This window comes from Chitinophaga sp. Cy-1792, from assembly GCF_011752935.1.
In the GTDB taxonomy this organism is placed as follows: domain Bacteria; phylum Bacteroidota; class Bacteroidia; order Chitinophagales; family Chitinophagaceae; genus Chitinophaga.
In genome coordinates this window covers 442,847-467,026 of sequence record NZ_VWWO01000002.1, presented here as the reverse complement: position 1 = coordinate 467,026, position 24,180 = coordinate 442,847, and the positions used below count along the sequence as shown (strand labels likewise).

17 protein-coding genes and 1 tRNA gene are annotated in these 24,180 nt (G+C 43.3%); 5 read left to right on the top strand and 13 right to left on the bottom strand.

Annotation, left to right across the window (positions count from 1 at the left end):
- Positions 1 to 226: 226 nt before the first annotated feature.
- On the top strand, positions 227 to 1,111 hold the full coding sequence (locus F3J22_RS16260; protein ID WP_167019012.1) for an alpha/beta hydrolase: 885 nt from the start codon (positions 227 to 229) through the stop codon (positions 1,109 to 1,111).
- A 249-nt stretch (positions 1,112 to 1,360) separates the two neighbouring features.
- The gene (locus F3J22_RS16255) at positions 1,361 to 2,791 is read left to right on the top strand and encodes a S41 family peptidase (RefSeq protein WP_167019011.1); all 1,431 of its coding nucleotides are present in this window, start codon (positions 1,361 to 1,363) and stop codon (positions 2,789 to 2,791) included.
- Positions 2,792 to 3,382: 591 nt separating this feature from the next.
- Here the strand turns inward: F3J22_RS16255 and F3J22_RS16250 are convergent.
- The 3 genes from F3J22_RS16250 to F3J22_RS16240 form a co-directional block, all read right to left on the bottom strand.
- Positions 3,383 to 4,264: a DNA adenine methylase gene (locus tag F3J22_RS16250; protein WP_167019010.1), complete on the bottom strand. Its 882-nt coding sequence runs from the start codon at positions 4,262 to 4,264 to the stop codon at positions 3,383 to 3,385.
- A gap of 15 nt (positions 4,265 to 4,279) precedes the next feature.
- On the bottom strand, positions 4,280 to 5,863 hold the full coding sequence (locus F3J22_RS16245) for an AAA family ATPase (RefSeq protein ID WP_167019009.1): 1,584 nt from the start codon (positions 5,861 to 5,863) through the stop codon (positions 4,280 to 4,282).
- 348 nt (positions 5,864 to 6,211) lie between these two features.
- Positions 6,212 to 6,284, bottom strand: a tRNA-Lys gene (locus F3J22_RS16240).
- Positions 6,285 to 6,596: 312 nt separating this feature from the next.
- On the opposite strand from F3J22_RS16240, the gene F3J22_RS16235 reads away from it, so the two are divergent.
- Together F3J22_RS16235 and F3J22_RS16230 are read left to right on the top strand one after the other, a co-directional pair.
- Positions 6,597 to 7,478 (top strand): lysophospholipid acyltransferase family protein, encoded by an 882-nt coding sequence (locus F3J22_RS16235; protein WP_167019008.1) that lies wholly within the window; start codon positions 6,597 to 6,599, stop codon positions 7,476 to 7,478.
- A gap of 65 nt (positions 7,479 to 7,543) precedes the next feature.
- Positions 7,544 to 8,584 (top strand): fatty acid desaturase, encoded by a 1,041-nt coding sequence (locus F3J22_RS16230; RefSeq protein ID WP_167019007.1) that lies wholly within the window; start codon positions 7,544 to 7,546, stop codon positions 8,582 to 8,584.
- A gap of 88 nt (positions 8,585 to 8,672) precedes the next feature.
- Here the strand turns inward: F3J22_RS16230 and F3J22_RS16225 are convergent, their stop codons facing one another.
- Positions 8,673 to 9,389, bottom strand: a complete 717-nt coding sequence (locus F3J22_RS16225; RefSeq protein ID WP_167019006.1) for a DUF3667 domain-containing protein — start codon at positions 9,387 to 9,389, stop codon at positions 8,673 to 8,675.
- A 331-nt stretch (positions 9,390 to 9,720) separates the two neighbouring features.
- On the opposite strand from F3J22_RS16225, the gene F3J22_RS16220 reads away from it, so the two are divergent.
- Positions 9,721 to 10,482 carry a response regulator transcription factor gene (locus F3J22_RS16220; RefSeq protein WP_205195340.1) on the top strand — a complete coding sequence of 254 codons (762 nt, stop codon included), beginning with the start codon at positions 9,721 to 9,723 and terminating at the stop codon, positions 10,480 to 10,482.
- A gap of 54 nt (positions 10,483 to 10,536) precedes the next feature.
- Here F3J22_RS16220 and F3J22_RS16215 read toward each other — a convergent pair whose 3' ends face one another.
- The 9 genes from F3J22_RS16215 to F3J22_RS16175 form a co-directional block, all read right to left on the bottom strand.
- Positions 10,537 to 11,652, bottom strand: coding sequence for a TlpA disulfide reductase family protein (locus F3J22_RS16215; protein WP_167019005.1), 1,116 nt, complete (start codon positions 11,650 to 11,652; stop codon positions 10,537 to 10,539).
- Between the two features lie 111 nt (positions 11,653 to 11,763).
- Complete coding sequence (locus tag F3J22_RS16210; RefSeq protein ID WP_167019004.1) at positions 11,764 to 13,182, bottom strand: TlpA disulfide reductase family protein; 1,419 nt, start codon at positions 13,180 to 13,182, stop codon at positions 11,764 to 11,766.
- A 74-nt stretch (positions 13,183 to 13,256) separates the two neighbouring features.
- Positions 13,257 to 14,240, bottom strand: a complete 984-nt coding sequence (locus F3J22_RS16205) for a TlpA disulfide reductase family protein (RefSeq protein ID WP_167019003.1) — start codon at positions 14,238 to 14,240, stop codon at positions 13,257 to 13,259.
- 3 nt (positions 14,241 to 14,243) lie between these two features.
- The gene (locus F3J22_RS16200; protein WP_167019002.1) at positions 14,244 to 15,119 is read right to left on the bottom strand and encodes a hypothetical protein; all 876 of its coding nucleotides are present in this window, start codon (positions 15,117 to 15,119) and stop codon (positions 14,244 to 14,246) included.
- 32 nt (positions 15,120 to 15,151) lie between these two features.
- Positions 15,152 to 16,651 carry a RagB/SusD family nutrient uptake outer membrane protein gene (locus tag F3J22_RS16195; protein WP_167019001.1) on the bottom strand — a complete coding sequence of 500 codons (1,500 nt, stop codon included), beginning with the start codon at positions 16,649 to 16,651 and terminating at the stop codon, positions 15,152 to 15,154.
- Between the two features lie 9 nt (positions 16,652 to 16,660).
- The gene (locus tag F3J22_RS16190; protein WP_167019000.1) at positions 16,661 to 20,233 is read right to left on the bottom strand and encodes a SusC/RagA family TonB-linked outer membrane protein; all 3,573 of its coding nucleotides are present in this window, start codon (positions 20,231 to 20,233) and stop codon (positions 16,661 to 16,663) included.
- A 76-nt stretch (positions 20,234 to 20,309) separates the two neighbouring features.
- Entirely contained in the window at positions 20,310 to 21,443 is a 1,134-nt protein-coding gene (locus F3J22_RS16185) for a FecR family protein (protein ID WP_167018999.1), read from the bottom strand.
- Positions 21,444 to 21,492: 49 nt separating this feature from the next.
- A complete protein-coding gene (locus F3J22_RS16180) occupies positions 21,493 to 22,029 on the bottom strand; it encodes an RNA polymerase sigma-70 factor (protein ID WP_167018998.1) in 537 nt (178 codons plus the stop codon).
- Positions 22,030 to 22,103: 74 nt separating this feature from the next.
- Complete coding sequence (locus F3J22_RS16175; RefSeq protein ID WP_167018997.1) at positions 22,104 to 24,179, bottom strand: carboxy terminal-processing peptidase; 2,076 nt, start codon at positions 24,177 to 24,179, stop codon at positions 22,104 to 22,106.
- Position 24,180: the final 1 nt, after the last annotated feature.

The following is a 24,180-nucleotide window of genomic DNA, read 5'->3' as shown; positions in this document are numbered from 1 at the left end:
GCATTCAGCAGCCATTTTAGCAGCAAATACGATTTCCCGCGTCATATCAACAAAAGTAGCTCATGCTAAATTTCCCCAAAAGGACAATCAGGCGTCAAATACGGCCATTTATTAATTTCTATGATTCAATACCTGGGGTTGGCACTTCTAACAAATATCTCCGGGAAAATATTCTTCACATTTCACCACGTTTTATGTATCATTACTAAGACTTTAACCCTTTTCCATGAAACGTCACTTTGGAAATATCATCGTTTGTGCTTTTTTTATCCTGTTAATCCCCCATGGGCTGGCGGCTCAAACCGATCCTGTTTTTAAACCCATATCTGCTGATATAATCAAACTGACGTCTAAAGTATTAGGGGAAGACAGGAAAATTTACGTCTATACACCACCGGCAGACACCTCAAAGCCCGATAAGCATTACCCGGTAATGTATGTACTGGATGGAGATAATCACTTTAGCCTGGTGGCAGAATACTGTCGGTATCTTAGCCGCCGGGATGTAAATGTTGTACCTGAAATGATCATTGTTGGTATACCAAATACCAACCGGACAAGAGACCTCACGCCCACCAACAGTATTTTTGATTATGATGGGAACCCTGATACCACTGTAAATTCACGGTATAAGTCGAGCGGCGGTGGCAATAATTTCCTGCAGTTCATTGGTACTGAACTGATTCCACATATTGATGCACACTACAAAACACAATCTTTTAAAATTCTTGCGGGGCATTCATTCGGCGGTATTACCACGGTCAATTGCCTGCTGACACAACCGGATATGTTTGCCGCTTATATAGCCATCAGTCCATCCTTCTGGTGGGACAGAAGATATTTATTGAACCTTGCAGCGGAAAAACTAAACAATGACCGGGTTAAAAACAAAATCATCTTTTACAGTGATGCCAATGAAGGTATGTCAAACGGAAAATCTGCCTTCCATGATGATGTTATAAAATTCGATTCCATCATAACCCAGCGAAAGATAGCGGGCTTAGACCATAAGTATATTTGCTATCCTGAAGAGACACATATGACAGCGCCGGTGAAAGCTTATTATGATGCTTTGCGGTTTATTTTTAGAAAATGGGACCTTCAGCCCTAGCAATAATAATATGCAGTACACCTGTATTTACAAAATACAGGCATTGGCAGGATACGAAATTCATAGCCTGAAAAATCTATTATCACTAAGGGCTGTATATTTAAATGCTCTTTACCTTCACTACTGTTATCTTTTAAAGTAAGCCTGCAGACTTATCAATTTAAATTAGATTAATTATTGGCCCCTTTTTTAAATTAAAATAATTTATATTTGAAGGTATTGTTAACTTGAACCCAACATATATATTATATGTATAAAAAGCTGCTTTTCTTTTTTTGCATGTTGCATATTCATCCCCCTTTATATTCCCAGCACTGTGACTGTAGTACCAACCTTAATTATCTGATAACCAGCGTAACAAAAAACTATGCAGGTTATGAAGATAAGATAACAGCGCAGGTAAAGCCATCATTTGAGAAGTTTACAGATAGCTTGCGTAATAAAGCTAAAAACACTACTGATAAGGATTGCTATAAACTACTTAAAAGCTGGCTGGCCTATTTTAACGATCGACATCTCGCGATAGTATTCAATGATAGTATAGACCACCACAACTTTATCAGATCGGTATTTTCAGATGAGCCCAGCATCGCGCTGGACAAAATCACCCTGGAAAAACGTTTCAGGGAAAATGCAGGAAAGCATACGTTGGAAGGCATTTGGAAAATAGAGAATTCCCTGTATGAAGTAGCCATTATTAAACGTAATACGAAGGAATATTTGGGTGTCATTACCACAGCGGATAGCGTTTTCTGGGTACCAGGTCAAATTAAATTTGAGTTGCGGGCAAAAGGAAATGGCAGGTACCATGTCATTTTCAGAAAACGAGACCACAGTAAAGAGGAATCTGATATGGCAATCGATCCATCTGCCACTACACTTTTAATGGCTGGTGCTACCTGGAAAAAAATGTCCCCGGATGGGAATACTACCCTCAATAATGAAAACAAGGGTGAAGACGAAGGCATTTATTTTAAATCACTCAGTAAAGAAACCAACATATTACGGATTTCTTCCTTCGCGCTTCCTAATAAAAAAATCATTGACAGTCTGATAGAAAAGAACTTTACCGCGTTGACCAATACTCCTAACCTGATAGTAGACATACGTGGAAACATAGGAGGATTTAGTGTATCATATGCTCAGCTGCTACCCCTCCTCTATACCAACCCCATAATCACAAAAAATGTAAGTATCCGGATTACGGATGAAAACATTGCACTTTATGAAGAATTGTTAAAAGTGCCTGAGTATCCAGTCAAAGAAAAGGAAGACATCAAAATACTTCTGGAGCAAATGAAAAGCAAAAAAACTGGATATGTGGAGGAACCCGATGAAGAATATAAGCAGGAAAAAGTATACACCTATCCTAAGAAGATTGCAATGGTAGTAGACAGCGGAAGTGCGAGTGCTTCCGAAATACTTATACTAATGGCTAAGCAGAGTAAAAAAGTAACACTATTTGGTGGCACTACCCTGGGTGCTGTGGATTATACAGAATTGGTGGCTGCGAGGAAACAATATTGTCCTCACTATCTTCTCTGGTGCCCAACCGGAAAGAGTAAGCGTTTACCCGATTATCCAATAGATAATATCGGTATAAAACCAGATATAAAGATTAATAATACAGAAAATGACTGGATTTCATTTGTCCGTAATTATCTGGAAAAAAAAAATTAAAAATATGCCTGAGTGGGTATGCTTATGATTGGAATTAAAAAAGTTTGAGTCCGGGCGCTTTTGGTCTGTTCTACTGGCGGGGGAGGAATCTTTTTATCTTCTGCTGCTGCCTTCTTTTCCTCTTCAGCTTTTACCCAGCGGCCTACCAGAGAGTTTATTTGTGGCAAGTAGATGCTGGAATAAAGGGGGCGGTAGATCGTCAGGAACATCACCAAATACAGGACAGCCAGGAATAGAAATAAGACAGAGAAGCCGACCGATGTAAATCTATTTCGAGCCATAATAAAATACAGCAACGATCCTATAGCAAGGAAAATAGCAAAATGCCGTACCACGTATTTATACCAGTATGCAGATATTAAAACCTGCTTCGTTCCTTCAATGCTCCAATACTTTGAGCTGTGCGAATTTTGTTTGTGTACCTGTTGGAGTGCCAGCCGGTTAAAGGCGGCATTAAGTGGGAGATCAAAGGTGAAAAAAGAGACAGTACGATTAATAGGTTTTCCTATGGTTTATCCTTTATCTGAATATAAGGGAAAAATTCAAATCATGATTAATAGTGCCAGTTTTAATTAGACAGATATAAAAATACTATATGGAAACTATATTAATATCACTGCTTCTTGGCCTACCAATAACTAATGGGAACGGCATGATTAAATCCATGGAATGCGTCAGTAATTCACTGCCATTTTTGACTTCGTGGGCAGTATAACAAAGGTCAAAGCTATAAAGGTTGAACTCAGAATAGAGTTCCCTAACTTCTTGAACGTTATCATATGATAAAATCCATTTATACATTTGATTCTTCTTTAGATAGTTCGAAAGCTCAACATGACTTTCATGTTTATAATAATCTAGATACAATGCCTTTCCCTGCTTGTAATAAGGAGGATCTAAATAAACTAAAGCATTTGTAGTCTTAATTTTTTTTAAAAAGGCCAATGCGTCTAAATTTGAAACAGCGATTTTATTGCTGAACTTACTGATACAATTAATCTTTTCAATTAGGAAATCTTTGTTAAATCGACAATCAATTTTATAATTTGCTTTTTCTTGCCCTTCAGGACTTTGTCCTCCAATTGGCCCCGCTGCTAGAATACCCGATCTATTAGTTCGAGAAAGGAAAAACGTTGCAAATGCTAATTCAAAAGAAGGTGCTTCTGATTTTTTGAAAATCTGCCGTTGTATTTGCCACTGCTCTAAGTTAATGGGAGTTTCTCCAATTTTCTTTATAAACCGTTTGGTATCAGATATAATATATTGCCAGAATGAATAAATACCTATAGAAGCATCATTAATTGCGATTCGATCCACCGATCCTTCAAGTAACAAATTTATAGCAGCCCCAGCACCTCCCGCATATGGTTCAGCGTATAGGCTGCCAGTCATGCCGTTGCAATTCAGTACATCCTTTATAAAGGAAGACATTAAGGTTTTGCCTCCTGGGTATCTAAGAGGTGTATTATTCATTTGGCACCATTATATTTAAATTTTGTCCATATTTAATGAATCTGCAAAGGTATTATAAGTTTCAATAAATTTATCAATAAATTGCTTAACTTCTTCCTCATTTTCAGCTGCCCATGCATCAATGACTTTGTATCCATTATTCCCCCAATACTTAATGTGAGTCTTGAACCATTTCTTTGCCACTACTCTATCTTTCATTAATTCATCGAAATCCACATTCTTAAAACAAACTTGTTTTGTATAAGTGCCGTCAGCCTTTATTTTTTCCCAAATGTCAGAGTTGTCATCCAAATTAAACAAGAAATGCGCAAGTACCCTTTCTGGAGAATTTGTTCCAGGGAGTATAAGATAATTATCAAGACTTTCAACTTTCTTTAAGATGGTTTTATTGCCTCTGACATCCCCATCTAAAAACGCTAGTGAAAAGGGAGAAGTAAAAGAGGGAACTTTACCGAACCCTAAATCAACCAATAAATTACAGGAAAAAGCACCATCAAAAAATTTTAAATTATTTGCTTTTCCTTTAAGGATAGCTTTACAAAAAATCTCTCCTTCCTTATCCTCTGAAAAACTCAGCAGCTTTAAGCTCTTACTTTCAGAAATTGTAACATTTAATTTATGAACGATAACGTTATACGGAACATCTTGCAATATTTTTACATTACTATTCTTCTTTTCTAAAAATAAAACTCTTACCTGATCTTTTGTGGCAGTATGCTTTTTATTTTCTTCTTGTAGTTCACCTGCTCGCTCTAAAAGAGTTAAGGAATGGGTTGTGAAAAATATTTGAATATCATATTTAGATGCATATGTCCTTAGGGCATTAAAGAGCTGTATTTGCGAACCGGGGTAAATTGTTGCATCCAGTTCATCAATTGCCAAAATACCGCCCTTGTAATGATGCTTATATTTTTCTTTTAGTCTTTTGAAAGAAATTATAGCGAGAAGGATTTTTCCAATATTATCTTGGCCGGCAGAATTTTGCTTCCAGTCGTAATAATCAGTATTTATGCCAAGTGTTTTTTTAGAAGGACTTTCCAAAAAGTTCGAATCTTGTATGTTGTCATTCGACATCAGTATGCTTTTATGCGCCTTCTGGAAAAATAAAAGTTCAGCAGGTGTTAAACTTACATTTTGGCTTGCCTTTAATTTTGGATCTTCTCCAATGGGCAAAAGCCTTTGTAAGCTCAGGTAAATCACAGGCATTTGAATGTACCCCGAACCAGCGGATCTATTCCCCTTTTTCCAAAAACGTATATCCTTAGCTTTGCCCTTATTTCTTGTTATACTTTCCACAGTAAATGGCTCCCTGCCATCTGTAAGATGTAGAGTCCATTCGTGAGATTTGGCAATATCGAAATTTTCTGACAGTTTGAATTTATCCTTGAACCCAGACTTGAAAGACCCACCAGTAAGTGGTTTTTCTGAAATCATTGGATGCTTTTTGTCTGAAATAGTGAAAGGCTGAGTTAGAATGCCTAATACTGTAGTTTTTTGAGTGCCATTTTGGCCTGCGATAACTGTAAGTTGAGAGCCCAGTTCCAAATTTACAGTATCAAACCCCCTAAATTTTTTAATTTCTACTTTTGAGATTATCATAAATAATGCATTGGATTAATATTGGGTGGTTTCCCAATTTTTTTTAAAAACAGGTGGTATTTGCATTCACCAATATAGGTCTACAAGCGATATGGTAAAACTTGGAGGGATTTTGGTTGGTATGAGATCAACAATACCATTGTATAACCAATTTAAGGTATGCAATATATGTTATTAATAAATCCTTACCAACACCTAATTATTAACCTATTGGCTAAAAATTTTCTTAACTTCAGATGGTCAATATGGGTCTTTGTAAAGCTGTATAAACTTTGCGCCTAAACTCAAACATTATAGAGGAAGTAATAGAGTAAAAGCAAAAAACCTGCGACTAGCGCAGGTTTCCTGTGATCCCGCTGGGACTCGAACCCAGGGCCCATACATTAAAAGTGTATTGCTCTACCAACTGAGCTACGGAATCATTCCCTTTTCTGTGTGTTGGGGTGCAAAGGTAATCAAAAATACTTCTCAGCCAAATTTTTATAAAAATATTTCTTTTTTCTCCTGGCGTAGGGGTAAACGGCTACTGGCGTGTCGTATAAGGGAGAATGCACCATATCATATCCAAAACCGCTGTCATCAGGCATTTTCGACGGGATCATGATTGCAGGAGCGGTGAAAATCAAGGCTATATAACACTTTCGTTATGCGCCAGGATTAGGAATTGTGCAGGCGTGCATATATATTTATGGCTTTAGCTCCTTCAACAGAGCTGATTTAAACCTTTGTCAACTTGTCAACTGTTATTTATTACTGCCTACAACCTGTAATTTATGGGATTGCAATAATGCCATTCCGTTTATTGTATTTGTTGTCTGATGTCATGTATGGTCTGCTTTACTATGTTCTTTCCTACAGAAAGAAAGTAGTGATGGGCAATCTGCGTGCATCTTTCCCGGAAAAATCTGAAAAGGAACTACAGCGCATCTGTAAAGACTTCTATCATTACCTCTGTGATATGTTCCTGGAAACTTTCAAAACGCTTACCATCAGCAAGGACGAAATGGTAAAACGCTGCCGGTTCACACCGGAAACAGTGGCGCTGTTCAATAAATTATCTGCAGAAAACAAAAGCGCAGTACTGGTAATGGGCCACAAGGGCAACTGGGAATGGGCCGGTAATACCTTCAGCATTTTATGCCAGCAACAGCTGTATGTTATCTACCATCCGCTGGGCAACAAAAATTTTAACGACCTGATGTACCGCATGCGTACCCGCTTCGGTACCAAGTTAATCGCCATGCAGGATACTTTCCGCGAAATGGTGAAAAACAGGAAAGAAGTCAATGCCACCGCCTTTATCGCCGATCAGTCGCCACAACCTGCTACCGCACAATGGATCCCTTTCCTGCACCAGGATACACCCGTGTCTAAAGGAACAGAAAAGATCGCGCAGAAAATGAACTCACCAGTCGTCTATGTATCGGTGATAAAAGAAAAAAGAGGCTACTACCGGGTAGAAGCGAAAATGCTTATCGAAAATCCTACCGCCGAAAATGAAGGCACTATAACTGTATTGCATACTAGAAAGCTGGAAGAAGATATCATCGCACAACCTGCAACCTGGCTCTGGTCGCACAGACGCTGGAAGCATAAAAGACCACAGGCAGCCTAGAAAAAACACACCATCACTTAAGCAACAACACCTGCCAAACCTGCAACACTCAAATCAATTGACCTATGCGCGAAGGAAAAGATCTTATTTTGGCCACCAAACCTTATGCTAATGAAATAAGGTCCAGAAGCTGGTTCCACCTGTGGACCACCCTGGGATTACTGGCCGCAGCACTTGCCTGCACCCTTTTATTGCCATTTTTTGCTGCCCGGCTTACTGCCAGTATCCTATCCGGATTACTGATCGTACGTATGTTCGTCATCTATCACGACCATCAGCACCATACTATCCTCCAGCAATCCGCTACTGCCAACGCTGTCATGGCCATCTTCGGACTCTATATCCTGGCGCCTACCAGCATCTGGAAACGTTCGCACGACTACCACCATAAACATAATTCCAAACTATTCAGTGCCAGCATCGGCTCCTACCCGATCGCCACCAGGTATAAATATGAGCAGATGAGCGGCAGGGAAAGAAGAACCTACCTCTTCACACGCCACCCACTCACCATCCTGGCAGGATACCTCTCTATGTTCCTCATCGGGATGTGTGCACAATCTTTCCTGAGTAGTCCGCGTAAGCACCTCGACAGTCTCCTGGCTATTATCATTCACATCGGTGGCAGCGCTGCTATCATCTATTTCATGGGATGGCAGGCCTGGGCGCTGTTTATATTGATTCCTTTTACCATCGCCTGCTGTATCGGCGCCTACCTGTTCTATGCACAACATAACTTCCCCGGCGTTACCTTCAAGGAAAATGAAGAATGGTGCTACCACGACGCCGCACTGCTGTCGTCCAGCTACATGCTCATGTCGCCAATTATGAACTGGTTTACGGCCAACATCGGCTACCACCATATTCACCACCTGAATGCGAGAATCCCGTTTTACCGCCTCCCCGAGGCCATGGCCAATATCCCTGAGCTGCAAACGGCTAAAACAACCAGCCTGGGCCTCATGGATGTCATCGCCTGCCTACGGCTTAAAATATGGGACCCCAAGCTGCAACGTATGATCACTCTTCGCGAAGCAGCCGCACTCAGCCGTCCTAAATTAAAAGCAATGCCTGCTCCGGCCGCAATAGCCTCCAAAGCAGTATAAATAATACTTCATTAAAACAGCAGCGCCGCCTGAATCATATGATCAGGCGGCGCTGCTGTTTTAGAATAATCAGTATGGTAAATGGCAGTTAATGCTTAAAAAAACTATCTATAATTGAGGCCAGCAAACCCGCAGCCATCCAAAAGCTACCCATCCCCAGTATGTAAGCTACCAGGGATAAAACATACCCCTTTATTTTCTTTCCTCCCAGCACCTGACCAATTGCCCACATGCTATATAACATGCTAGCAAGCTCTGAAACCAGCTTCATATTTTTCCCGGTAATCCCCTGTACCAACGCAAGCATCGCGTATATCAGCATGCCAGTACCAAGCACAAAGCACAACATAATCAGTATCTCAAAAAAATTATACCCACTCTTCCTGATAAATATTTTCAGCCAGCCGCCTATAAAGAGACCCATAATTATATTCGAATAACCATAGTGCCCCTCTATCCATTCAGTAATGGCAGCAAACGTCTTGTAGTTCTCCGGGTCACTAATCCAATGGTCTTTTTCAATATGGAAAAAGTGAGTGATCAGCGTATATACCAGCGAACTGATTACCAGGAAAATCACCGGCTTTACCAGCCGGCTCCTGTCTTCCGTCAGAAATCCCCTGATATTCTTTCCCGGACGTATCAGCAACTCCTTGATCGTATACAATATGCCTTTCTCAAAATGGAGGACATGCTGTACCTCATGCAGGATATAGTGCCCATCCACCCTTTTCAGCACCGCAGCGGTACCACAATGGCCGCAAAACTTATCTGCTACAGCCTCATTACAACTCTTACAATTCATAGGACCATTATTTAACTTCAGCCGCTGATCGGGATTTCAACTCAGCCTTAATGGTTGTATACTTCCTGGATAACAATAAAAATACAAATCCATATGATGGCAACAATGCGATATAAGGCATCTTCTTTTTGATAAAGAAAACACAACCGAGCATGACAAGGAATAAAATCAAGAATCCTATTAAAAGTCCCAGGATTCGGTTTCGTTGTTGCTGAAGATCTTTGGTGCTAGTACCTGATAGGCTCATAAAAATAGATTTCCGCCAAAAATCATGACTTTTTTCTTGCTAATCCCTACACCAGCGTGTAAATTTATAGCGACCTAAACGCTTATGATGAAAAATAACCCCGGCGCTACACTGCTGACAAAAAACAGATTAGGAGAAATTACTGAAAAAGACATCGCCGACCAGCATTACCTGGAAGTGGTGAAAGCCTTTGCACGCCTGTCTTACGAGAGTACATATGTGATAAACTATTCAAATATGTCATTTGAGTATGTGTCAGACAATCCTTTATTTCTATGTGGCAATACTGCCGAAGAAGTCATGCAGATGGGCTATGAGTTCTATTTCCGTCACGTACCCGCGCCCGATCTGGAAATGCTCTCCATACTGAACGACGCAGGGTTTGATTTCTACGCACAGCTACCTCAAAATGAAAAGAAAAATTACAGCATCTCCTACGACTTTCACTTGGTTACCAAAGCAGGCAAAGAAATACTGATCAATCACCGGCTTACCCCTCTTTTTCTTACCACAGAAGGTAAAATCTGGAAATCTATGTGTGTAGTATCGCTCTCCTCCCAGCAAACAGCAGGAAACGTCTGCATCTACAAGCATGGCAGCAACGATCGCTGGAAATTAAACCTGGAAACTAAAATCTGGCATAAATTTACCAAACCAGAACTTACCGACAGGGAAACGGAAGTACTACGTATGCATGCGCAGGGATTTTCCATCAGCCAGATCGCAGAAAAGATCTTTGTGGCACCGGATACCATCAAATACTACCGCCGCCGGATATTTGAACGACTGGAGGTTGCAAATATTGCAGACGCCTTAGCACATGCAGTCAACAACAGGCTACTATAAACAGAAAAGCGCTCCCATTACGGGAACGCTCTTGCGGAAAGATTGGTTTTAATACTATTTCAGTAAGTCTGCTAACTTTTCATCCAGCGCCGGGCCTGCACCCAACGCAATAATTTTACCGGCAGGATCTACCAGGAAGGCAGCAGGAATAGCCACCACACCATATTTCTTTGCAACAGGACTTTCACCACCGATCAGGTCGGACACCTGTGCCCATGGCATTTTTTCTTCCGCAACGGCCTGCATCCATTTCTCTTTTTTATCATCCAGGGAAACAGATAAGACAGTAAAGCCTTTATCTTTAAATTTGTTATAGGTAGATATCAATGCCGGCACCGCTTCTCTGCATGGTTTGCACCAGCTGGCCCAGAAATCTACCAACACATACTTCCCTTTATAATCTTCCAGCGACACAGCCTTACCGTTAACATCATTCAGCGTAAATGCAGCTGCCTGCACATTGTACATACCCAATGCATTTTCACCACCGAATTTCTGCATCGTCATTCGCTTGATGGTAAATGTATTTTTTACTTCCGGACCTACTTTAGTCATCAGGTCTTTATATTCTTCGCTGCTCAGCTTATTGTTCAGTATCGCATTCACCAGGAAAGAACCCGCACCGGCATTCGGATGTTTCACCACCCAATCATAGCAAGCCTTTGCCATTGGCACCTCCAGTTGATTCAAATCATGCTGCAGGTTTTTCATCGCTTCTTCGTCTCCCAGACTGACAGCTTTTTCCAGCTTCGCATAAAGCTCCTGTTTTCTGGCAGCAATCGCATCATTCATCGGCAGAATATTATTCCTGATATCTAACCAATCAGCTACAAAGGGACTACCAGTAAAAACAGCATCCTTAAAGAACGGCCCGTTACCAGTGATACTCATTTTACCTGCCTCCAGGTACAGGACAGTACCCTGCTCCTGTTTACCATTTTTGCCGATCTGCATGATATAGGTAGTACCACCTTCGCTCATATCACGATCAAAGGTGAAATGCCCGTTTTTCACAATGGCGGTATCAACGTGGTTTGGCAATGGTGCCCATAAAACGACAGTATCCCCTTCCGGCAAACCTTTGATATTCACGTCCAGCTGTAATCTTTTCTGGGCATTGGCTGATAAAGCGGTACACAATGCGAGTCCCAAAAGCATTCGTTTATTCATAAACGTAATTTTTAAATAATGAAAATGATAACGCCAACCTTACCAGGTGTTAGCAGAAAATATGTATCAAATATGCGTGTGTGATTATTTAGAATGGCAGAAGGCGGCGGCTCAATTTCTCTGCTGATAAATATTAGCAATCCTTTGCTCAAAGCCAGGCCTGAGCGGATGCCCGATATTACCATTCATGATGTTACCCTCCTGATCTATCGCTACCCAGCGGGTAATACCTGTCAGACAATAATGCTCCACGATTTTTTTCGCTGCAGGATCATTACGGTCAAAGTTCAGGAACAGGTTATTCTCTCCATCAATATGGTGATCGATTGAAAACTGCTTCAATTTAGCGCGGTTGGCGGATGAGGCATCTTCCCATGCTACCGTCAGAAACACGATATCGTTTTTATCTTTATAGGTAGCTTCCAGCTGCTTCAGATTAGGCAAAGACGCCACACAGGAGGGACACCACATTGCCCAGAAATCTATGATAACGATCTTTCCCTTAAAATCAGACAGGCGAACAAATTTCCCCAGGTCATTCTCCAGTGCGAAATTAAATGCCGGCATTCCAGGTTCCATCTGCTGGTACGACTTATACAGCGAATCTGCCGTATGAACCGCCGGTGTATTAGGTTTCAAAGCTGATTTAATAACCGGGTAGGTAATCTTCATATCAGGTGTAAAAGCACGTTCCTTACCTTCTGTCTGCAACCAGTTAATGGCTTCCGTTTCCTTGATCCGGTCTGCCTTACAGGCAAATAATAATTCCTGTAACATGCTCGCTTCCGTAAGTGTGGAATCTTGTAGCTTTCTGCCATGGTACCACAGGTACACCGCCTGTCTGGCGATATCATCATCGCCGAAAGCAGTAAGCCCCGGCGCAGAAAAATCATATCCTTGCATATACCAGTTGCCCAATTCCTTTGTACGTGGCAGGTCTTTGTGTGCATCCAGGAAATTGAATTTAAACAGCAGTTGCTTTTCCTGTTCAAATGCTGTTAACACCGCGAGATTCTCCGCCTGGTTTATTTTTGCAGCACATGTCTTTTTCGCTATCAGGGCTGCGGTAGCAGTAATAAATTCATTTGCCTGATCAATAGTATTTATTTTAGAGAGATCCGCATTGGTATACAGGCTATCGATCAGATAGGGCAATAGCTGCCTCGCTGCGTCTTTCCCGGAACAGGCAGCCACGTAGCGGCCCTGCACGATTTCAGTTCCTTTGTACAAAGGCCGCAACTCCAGGTTTACCTGATCACCGGCATTGGTAAGTAACGGACAGCGATTGAGTGTAATTACCTGGGTAGTAGCGGCAAGGGTTTTCGAGAATATGACTACTGGTTTATCTTTTTCTATAAAAAATATCTCACTCTTACATTGGTTAGATTTACTATCCAGTGAGCTGAAGCTGATCATCCCGCTAAAAACAGGTGATGTATTAACTTTTACATGAAGTGTGGTTACCGGCGGTGTGGCCGCATTTGCCTGATGGCACAGTAACAGGAACAGGAAGAAACGTATCGCCTTCATTATTCAGTATTATGGTTTAAATAAAGGCAAGGGGTTAACAAAAAAGGGTGAATAGAAAAGGAGAATATTTTTGCTTATAGCATTGATTCAATTTTTGCCTTCAGTGCAGCCTGCTCTTCCGCTTCCATCTTCTGCGCGCTCATGTATACGATATGCCCTGTTTTATCCAGCAGCACCACTTTGGTAACACCTGCGCTCTCTTTGGCGAAATGATAGAAAATCTTCCCACCATCATCTTCCACCATCGGATAAGTAACCCCAACAGTAGCCGCAAATTTTCGTATAGTCGCCGGCGTTTCCTTCAGGTCAATGCCAAATACTTTGAGGCCTTTATTTTTATATGCCTGCCAGAACTCCTTTTCCAGGTGAGGCATCAGTTCGCGGCAAACGCCACACCAGCTGGCGGTAAACTCCATCAGTACTACCTGTCCGCGCAGATCAGCCATAGTATAGGCTTTACCATCTACCACCTTTAACTTCATATTACCAGGAATGAGGTCGCCCACTTTTACCTTATAATCCCAGAAGGTAGTATGATTCGCGTCGGAGCGATCTTCTACCAGGCTAAACATTTTCACAAACGCATCAAACTGACCTTCCGGAAGACTTGCTGCCAGTATATCTCCTTGTCGGCCGATCAGGATGGTACGCGGCAGTGAGCTGATTTTATAGTGCTGTATAAATTGCTGAATATTCGCATCAGTAGAATTAGCAGGAATAACCACATTTACCACTCTGGAATTTTTAGGTAAGATGCCAGTAGCGACTGGCTTACGGGTTACTGCCACGAATATCATAGCGGTATCTTCCTGGTTTGCATTCCAGGCTTGCCGGATGGTGTCTGCACCATGATCGTTTTTGTCCTGGTTATCCCAGCAATAGAACACGATCATTTTTCCTTTGCAGTCAGATAATTTAATCTGTTTGCCATTGGTACTGGAGAGAGAAAAAGAAGGCGCTGCGGAGCGGAACGGCAGCAGCTCATTCGCTGGCTGCTGAGCTTGTGCAGCCAGCATACCAGTGAAGAGTATAATAACGGTACTAAATATTTTACGCATTCATTACGGGTTTAGGTTGCCAATAGCCTGGAGGTCGATGCCTTGTTGCAGAAAGAACTTAACAACTACATTGTATTTGGCCAGGATCAATCCCTTTGTGTCGTAGGATGGCGACAGGAAGGTCGTATCCAGGTCTGCTTTGGAATGTCCGGTTATCAGGCCTGCAAAGCCAGAAAAATCCCAGGCAACATTCTTTTGCTCACTGGAGATGCCATATGGACTTTCCAGTAGTCCCAGCGATGCATAATCGTTGGACCCCGGAGATGCATAATCAGGCAAAGCATATCTCATAAATTCCTGCGGGATTTTCAGGCTACCTGCCAGGGCAGCTTGTTGTATATAAGCCCGGTGCATGTATGACCTTATTGTAGCGAGTTCTGAAGGAGTTTTTTGCAACAGCGTGCTATCTGTCCAGCCAATACCCAGCATAGTCCTGCTCATATAAAAACCGGTAACTGTTCTCTCCCATGGCCAATCCCTGTGCCCAGCGTCAACTGTATCAATTGCTGCTGCGAGGAAAATTCTAACCGGCATCGTTTGTTGTAAAAACTTTTCCGGGTAATAAGCCAGGCACTGTGATTTGAAAAATTGCAGGGTATTGGCTACATAAGCAGGGTTACCTTGCATTGCTCTGGCAGGTAATAAAAAATTGTAGCTGGTCGAAAAATCCTTCGTATCGAACTTATAGAGGATGTAGGAACCATACTTTTTATGAAATGCTACTATGGAGTCGTCATATGGCTGATTGCCCTGTGGTAATACATAAAGGTCCGGTACTTCCACCGGTGCCATTGCTTTTTCTTTCTGGCAGGATGAGATCGTCCACATTAACAGCGGCAGCACTATTATCATGCATAAATGCAATAGAAAAGAACGCATAAATTTTCTTTTTACAATAATTAGATATTGTTTTAATCCGGTTGGCGGAGGTTACCTATCTGCGGATTCTGTGTGATCTGAGGATTACGCAGGAGCACATCGTTAGGGATAGGTAATACATACTGCGGGTCACGTTTTTGCAGTGTAAATACCTGTGTTACTTCTTTGCTGGGCTGATAATAATGTTTTATCGACGGCATACCATATCTTCTTAGATCCATCCAGCGATGGGTGCCTTCCATAAAGAGCTCACGCCTGCGCTCATCGCGGCACATCTGCAACAGCTGATCGGCAGGTTTAAGTGTCCAGGGAACAAACTGTGCTGGCGCAAATCTTTTGGCCCGCAATGTGTTCAGGTTGTTCAGGGCCTCCTGTGCTGCATTTGCATCGCCTTTAGTTTTATAAAGCTGTACATATGCCTCTGCTCTGTTCAGATAGGCTTCTGCGCTTCTCCAGCTGTTTCCCATATTTACATTGGCATCGTTACCCTGATCCATGTTGAGTTTTACTACACTGTAAGGAAACGCCGTATAGGGGCGTAAATTATCCGGAACAATGGAGTAAAATACATTCGAGCGCAGGTCATTGGGCTCGAATTTGCTGCCCAGATCTGTTGACATACCATATGCAAAAGCTACTCCGGAAGGAAACGATTCCAGCATAGAACCATAGTACCATATCGTTTCAACATTACCGTTTCCAACAATAGGTTTCCTGCGGGCGTCAGGATCACCCCATCCATTCAGCTCCATTAGCTGCGGGTGGTAGCTGATGACATAATCGGCATGTTCAATTGATTTATCCCATTGCTCCATATACAGATATACTCTGCTCGCCAGGAGATGAACAGCTACGTGGGAAATTCTGTATAACTTCTGGTCCGCCTTGGTAGCACCAAGATAATAGATGGCGCTGTCCAGATCTGTAGTTATCTGCTGGTATACTTCTTTCACGGATTTTCTCACCGGCAGCTGGTCCGTGAGTCCGGCATCCAGTTTCAGCGGTACCCCCGGACTTTTCTCTGGTGTTGTAGTGGAATCATTATAGGGAGCGGCATATAGGTTTACCAGCATAAAATAATAAAATGCCCGTAGTGTATAAGCTTCTCCTTTGTAAGTTGCCTTTTCAACTTCGCTGCCAACAGATTTATCAAGGTACGTCAGTGCTACGTTTGTACCCAGGATCAACTTATAATATATAGCCCATGAATTATATTTTTCTTTCAGTGCACCTCCGGCGCGGGCACATAGGTCAATAAAATCAGGTTGCCATTGGAAAGCAGGCGCATTACCAGTTGTAGTTACCTCATCTCCCGATGCGAATGGTCCTACATAGGACTGGATATCATCATCCATCATCCTGATATATGGCTGCAGCAGCGTAAACCTGTCAGGGTATCCATTCGTAAAAAGTATCTCTCCAAAATCTTTGGTGGTTTTGGGTACTACATCAGACTGCGTTTGTTCCGCCAGAAATTTCTTACATGATGCTAAACTCAATATAGCAAAGGCTAAAACAATCATCTTTTTCATATACTGGCATTAAAAGGTTACGTTCATGGTGAATCCATATTGTCTGGTGACAGGCAGTGTGCTGCCACCTACTCCATCAATTTCAGGGTCTTGCCCCTGTAGCTTCCTGCTGGCAATTGTGAAAACGTTTTGAACAAACAGCCCTGCAGTCATACTTTTTATGCCTGTTCTCTGGACAAACTGCATAGGTATTGCATAATTCATTCTAATTTCACGGCAACGTATGAAGCTATTGTTCACCACTCTCAGATCAGATTGATCATAGGCACCATAAGAAGAAGTACCAATCCCTGGAAGTGCTGTTATGGTAGTTTGATCAACAATTGCAGGTATATCTGTTAACTTCTCATCACCAGGCTTTTTCCAGCGATGGCTTAAATCTCTGTTTACATTCACAAACGGAGGTGGCACCGCATCACCGCCTGCTAGCGTCGGGTTAATTGGATTCAGTCGTTTATGCGATCCCGCCGAAAACGCGAAGAGTGCACTGGCACTAAGATTTTTGTACCTGAATGATGGAGAGAATCCCCCGCTGATAGCAGGAATTTTCTGCCCTGAAAATACGAGGTAAGAGGTAGGATCATCTGTTAACCCTTTCCCCTCCAGATCATGGAACATCGGTGTTCCATTGGTTGGATCCAGGCCTGCAAATCGGTAAGAATAAAAGCCGCTGATAGGTTTACCAGGTACAAAAGCATTCGCACTCAGATACCCCGTGTTTGCATTGGTGAATTCGTTTGTACCAATCTCGTTGAAGTTCTTACTGGTATTAAAGCTCAGGGTCAGATTCGTGTTCTTTTTCCTGATAACCTGTACGGCCATTGTCAGCTCTACGCCCTGATTGGTAAGGTTGCCGGCATTTTTATACATAGCATCCACCCCAAATTCATAAGGCAGTGCTTTTGATATCAGCAGGTCTTTACTACGTTTCATATAATAGTCGCTGGTGAGATTGAGCCTGCTATCAAATAAAGAGAGGTCAATACCAAAGTTCCACTGATACGTTTTTTCCCAGCGCAGATCAGGATATGGTAAACTCTTGATCCCTAAAAACGGAACACCGGTAATTTCATTTTTGTCTTGTGGTAACTTAGAATAAGTAGCGATCAGTTCCGGACCTACGGCAGACACCACGTTGCCCTGGGTACCTAATGATCCTCTGATGCTGAGCCCACTGATGATACGACTCGTTTGTAAAAACCGTTCATTGCCAAGGTTCCATTTGGCAGACAATCCATAGTTCGGTAAAAACTTCGCATTGGAATATTGCCCGAATCGGTTGGAGCCATCGGAACGTATCGTGCCACTGATAATATATTTATTATTCAGGCTATATACGGCTGTCCCGAATAAAGACATCGTATTTAAAGTACCTTTCGTTATAGAGAAATCAGCTGTTGACAACAGGGCACCGGGGCCAGGGAAAAAGTTCATCCCACGGTCAGGAAAATAGCCTGGCTGCGTAGTAGATAACCCTTTTGTCTGTACCGAACTAATTTCATTTCCCGCCGTAACAATGAACTGGTCACGATTCCTGAACAGGCTCATGTTATATTCCAGCATATTGCGTGTATTCAGGGTCAGCATGTTCTGGCTGCCCAGATTGGTAATACCTCCATATGGATATACAGATTCTTTCAGTTGTGCATCTGTGGGTGTATAATCGATGTTCCATCCGCGCAGATCGGTCATATAGGCGGAGCCTTCATATGCAGCAGACATTGCCTCTGAAGCACTTGTAATTACGGAAGAAGTATTACGGAAGGTGAGCCCGCCAATTATTTTATAACTCAGCTCCAGGCCAGCCACCATAGATTTAGTGCTGCTATTGTTTTCGGACTGGGCAATTTCATTCAGGATGTTAAAAGTAGTTGGTGGCGGAACGGGTAGCGCCTTAATATGTGACATCTGGAAAGGATAATTGGCACTGGCAGCTAAGGTGCGCGTAGTAGTTAATGCATAAGTCATTGGGTTTATGCTTCCAAAATACCCTTGCTGGGTATTGTAGTTACCAGATAACTGGAAATCCACCATAAGCCTTTTGCCTGCTTCTGTATGCAACGACAGGTTGGCCGTATATCGTTTCATCCCATCCAGTTGCGCAGCTCCCCGGCCATCTGTATAGCTTACAGACCCGTAATAGGTCGTTTTTGCAGCACCACCACTTAAACTAAGCGAGTGCGTCATACTGAATGAATTCCTGAACAGCAGCTTAAACCAATCTGTATTATTGGTTCCCAGTTTAGCAACTGCTGTCTTGAACTGTGCCTCGGTAATACTTCTTGAAAAGAGCGCCTGCACTAAACCCTCATAGGAGAAGGTTTCCGCAACACCAAATGTTTGTGTCTGCATTAAATGGGCATCAAATAATTCCTGTGATAATTGCAACCTTTCCCGGGAATTCATCAGGTTAAGATTATTATAGGAAGGGCGTGCCTGAAAAGACATGCTGGTATTGTAAGAAACCCGCATAGGGCCCGCCTTACCTCTTTTTGTAGTAACAACGATCACCCCGTTGGCGGCACGTACGCCATAAATAGCGGTAGCTGCAGCATCTTTCAGAAAGGTGATGTTCTCAATATCATAAGGATTCAATCCACTAACGGCGTTTCCTATCATGGAAAAGTTGCCGGTTTGTGCATCTGATATTACATTGTTTAATTGTGTAGATGACATATCCACCGGGTCAGGCCTTACCACACCGTCAATTACCCAGAGCGGGCTGGCATTTCCCACGAAGGTGGAAGTACCGCGCATACGAATAGTAGGACGGCCATTCACACTACCGGAAGTATTCATGATCATCAGGCCGGGCACTTTACCCTGCAACATCCTGTCAACGGAAGTTTCACCGGGTTGTATCACCTGTGCTGCATCCAGTTTAAATACAGATGCGGTAGACATCCGTGCATCGATTTTCTGATACCCGTTTACTACCACCTCTCCTATCTCCCGGGCAGCGGTGTCTAACCGGATAATCATCAGTTCTTTTTTCGCATCCTCGGCGGTAACTGTACGCAAAATCGTTTTCATACCGAGCATGGATATACGCAATTGCTGCCGGTCATACATGACCATGGAAAACAGGCCATCCTGCATGGTAACAGAACCCTCTCCGGTGCCTACTATCTGTACAGTAGCACCGGCCAGACTGGCACCATCGCTGGTTTGTACCTGTCCGCGTACCGGGAAACCCAGTACACCACGCTGTACCACTTTTGCTTTTTCAGGGATGATCATCACCCCGCGGAAATACTCTGCAAATGACAACCCCGAATTAGCCAGCACCTGCTGCAACAGTTCCCTCAGTGTTACGTTTTGCTGGTTCACGGTTACCAGCGGCGCCTTACGTACCTGGTCCATATTATAGGTGAAACGTACATTGGAGATAGTACGGATATCCTTTAGTACGGTAGATAAGGGTTGTTTGACTGCCTTATAAGATACCCTGGTATCCAGTACCGGGATTTCCTGCGCCTGCATTCTGCCTGCCAGCATTAATAAAAAGGATAGCAGCAGCAAAGGCATGGCACACCCTTGCATGACCCTCCTCATAGAAGGTAAGCCCGTCATTTTTTTCATTTTGGTTAGATATAAAGATTAAACTCCCTGCCTGACCATAGCAGCATGGCCAGTAGCATTGTTACTATCTGTTTGTTCAATGTTGCCCGGCAGGTACAGAACGTGCTACATATATTGTTCTGCCTTGAATCCGGAAGGTAATTTCGCCGTTGGTAATCCTGATCTGGTCCAGCACCTGTTGCAAATTCTCAGGCTGAGCCAGGTCCAGTGTAAAAGTTAATTTTTCCAATGATGCATCCTCAAACTTAAATTCATAATCAAAGCTGCGTCCCAGACTATTTACTATGGTTGATAAATCAGCTTCTTCAAAATATATGTCGCCATCTTTCCAGGCGGTGAATATCCTTGTGTCTACCGTATGTTGTGTCAGCTCCCCTGTCTGCGACTGATATACCGCCTGCTGGCCGGGAGATAGTAGTATTTGCTGAGTGCCTGCGGTCACACTTACCTTTCCGTTGGTGAGTGTTGTCTTCATCGTTGCAGTGTATGCATTGACGTTAAATGCAGTACCTAATACCGTTACGGTTTGGTTGCCGGAGTGCACCACAAATGGCTGATGTGCGTTGGCGGCCACCTCAAAATAAGCCTCTCCCTGTACCTGTACCTCCCTGGAGGCGCCTGTAAAAGCAGCGGGAAAAATCAATATAGAAGCAGCGTTTACCCATGCCCGTGTGCCATCTGCCAGGGCAATGGTGATCTTCCGCCCTTTGGGAACCACCAGTGTATCATAGGTGATGGCCGTGCTTTTCTGTCCGCCTGCATTATATACAATACCTGTACTGTCTGCCTTTATCGTAGACCCGTTTATATTTTGTGTGATAGCGGTACTGTCCAGTGTCAGCACTTTACCATTCGCTAATTTTATCTGGATATGCTGCTGTGGTTTTAAGTCGGCTTTGGCCATCACAGGTGGCTGCGCGTGTTGGCGCTGTGTCCACCAGCTACCGGCAACACCCAGCAGCACAGCTATTCCGGCGGCTACTGCCAGTCTTTTCCCCCAGGTTACCCTGAGTTGTTTTTTAGCCCGTGCTGCCACAAAACGCTGCCAGCCTTCTTCTGTAGGGAACTTCTCCGGGGATTGCACCCGTTGTTTCATTTCCCTGGCAGTTTGCAGCAGGTCGAGTTCTGCTGCTGTAAGGCCGGAAGTATCCGCATTTTTCAATGCTTCCTGTATTTTTTCCCAATCAATGTCGTTTCCTGATGTCTCCATAACGATATATATTAAAGGCAATCGTCTTTATAAAAGGGGTGAAGAGAAATTATTTTTTTTCAGAAAATAATAACAGCAGTATTATAAAGACGATCATCCAATCGCACTCCTTCCGTAGAAACTGGTAGGCTAGTTTAATTTGTGTTTTAACTGTATTAACAGAAATATTCAGCTGATCAGCGATGTCCCGGTATTTGAGATCATCGCGGTTACTCAGTAGAAATATGCGCTGACGCTGGAGGGGTAAACGGCCGATAGCCGCCCACAGGGCGGCGTCACGCGTTTCTTGCAGCTCTTTGTCATCTACAGGAGCTGGCAATTCCTCTTCCATAAAACTGGATGGATCATTGAATACGACCTTACCTCTTTTTTTCAGGTAATTGATACAGGCATTGCGTACGGCTCTGGTGGCATAGCTTTTAAAATTTTTTGTGATCTGGATCATTGACCGCTTATCCCAGCAGTATAGGAAGAAGTCCTGTACGATATCCTTGGCAGTAGCTTCATCTTCAACAACAGCATAAGCGGTAGCGCATAAAAAAGAATAGTTTGTTCGGAAAAGCTCCTCAAATGAAGCCGGTTCCATCGAATTTGGTTGATACATATTCCATTGTCCCCTCCCATAAACATTATCAACACAAAATAGACTAAAATCCGGATTTATTTATCTCTCGCCTGTTTGTCTGTCATATCTGTCAGGACAACTACTGTTGCTGCAAGATATATGTCTGTTCGGCAGTTGTTCATCCATTCCTCGTATTTAGCTAATTTGTCGGATGATGGCTGTTGTATAGAGGTACCTTTAATAACCAGCTGCTGGTCAGCCGGCAGTTTTAATGCCTGATCGATGGCATTGTTATAGGATTGAATGTTGGTAAGTTGTTTTATGAAAGCATTTCTATCAAGACTAAAAGCAGCTGCTGAATGCATCCGTAGCCATTCTACGTCCTGTTTCACCAATGTGAAGGAACTATCCTTATCAATTCTTTGCTGTGCGTTATGTGCAATGGCTTTCAGTGTTCCGCCTGCTGAAGAAGGCATGTAAAAGGCCTGTTGAACGGAGTCGGCAGCGAGGGCTGTTTCGTTGTCGCGTTCCCGTAATCCGGCATATTCTCTTTTACCAGGAACGATGATATCAGGAACAACGCCATTCAGCTGCGTGGTACCGCCATTAATACGATAGAACTTTTTAATGGTAAGCGCCAGGGAGCCGTAATTAACATCAGGAATTCCTTTGTCGGCATCACCTAATTTGCCCATCGGCAAAGTATGCTGCATGGTTCCTTTTCCATAGGAAGAAGGACTCCCAATTATAATTCCGCGGTGATAATCCTGTATGGCTGCGGAGAAAATCTCAGCGGCGGAGGCGCTGCTTTCATTGATCATTACTGCCAGCGGCCCTTCGTACAGGGGCTTATCTCCATTGGCTATCGGATAGGGTTGTACGCCTTCTTTATCTCTCCCCAGTACTACCGGACCTGTTTTCACAAAGAGACCTGTCATGGCTACTACCTGGTCCAGTGAGCCACCGGGGTTATTCCTTAGATCTATGATGATACCATCAACCTGTTGTTCTTTTAATTGCTGTACTTCTCTCGCAACGTCTATGGCACTACGGGCGCCATCCGGCCTTTTAGCGTCCAGGTAAAACTCTGATAGCTGGACCAATCCAAGTCTTTTAGTACCTTGAGTGATAACGGCGCTTCTGGCCGCATTGGCATCTTCCTTAATCTCTCCACGTTTTACTGTCACCTGCTTTTCAGTGCCAGCAGCTTTGCGCACCAGCAGCTTCAGGGTAGTGTTGTTTTCGCCGCGGATCATTTTGGAGACCTCCACAATGCCCATCCCTGCTACATCTACCATTTTACCATCGTCGTCGCTGAGTTGCAGGATCAGGTCATCTGCCTGGAGTAATCCGCTCTGGTCGGCGGTTCCGCCGGGGAGTACCCTTTTAATATATACGGTGCCGTCTTTTACGGTGAGCTCCAGTCCCAGCCCGAAATAGCGGTGACTCATCATAGCTTCCCGGATGCCTGCATCGGCGGGCGCCATGAAGGAGGTATGCGGGTCCATTTCCATTGTGATCGTATTCATATAGGCGCTGAAACGGTCGTCGGCGGCGGTATTTCCCAGCAGGTTTTTAAACATGCCGTCAGTGGCGGTGAGCACTGCTTTCCTGGCAGCCTTTTCGGCGGCGGCATCGCTGAGTTTTTTGTCTTGCTGCTGCATTTCCACCATTTTACGAAGCACCTGGTATTTCAGGTATTTGCGCCAGACTTCTTTTCTGGCGGCTTCATTAGCTGGGTAATCAGCGTGGAGTCGGTCTGTTTCAAAAGTTTCTTTAGTGTTGAAGGTCATTGGCTGCGCCAGCAAGGTGCGGTACACCTGCTGTACTTCCAGGAGGCGTTTATTGGAGAGCTGAAAAATAGCGTTGAAATATTCAAGGGAAGGTGTTGTCAGCTCATCATCTATTTTAGTTTCATATTGCCGGAGGGCGGCGATATCCACCTGGAGAAAGGTATTTTTATTACCATCGAGTACGTTCAGGTATTTCTTCCAGATGGCTTTTGAGAAATCATCATCTATAGCTTTAGGGGCGTAGTGTTGGGTCATGATATGGTTCATGACGAGACGGATTGTGTTCTTCCTGTTCAGTTCTTTATCAGTTTCCGGATTGCTGGCATGGGCGGTGTATCCTATTGCCAGTAATGGTAAAAAATGCCAGTATTTAGCCATC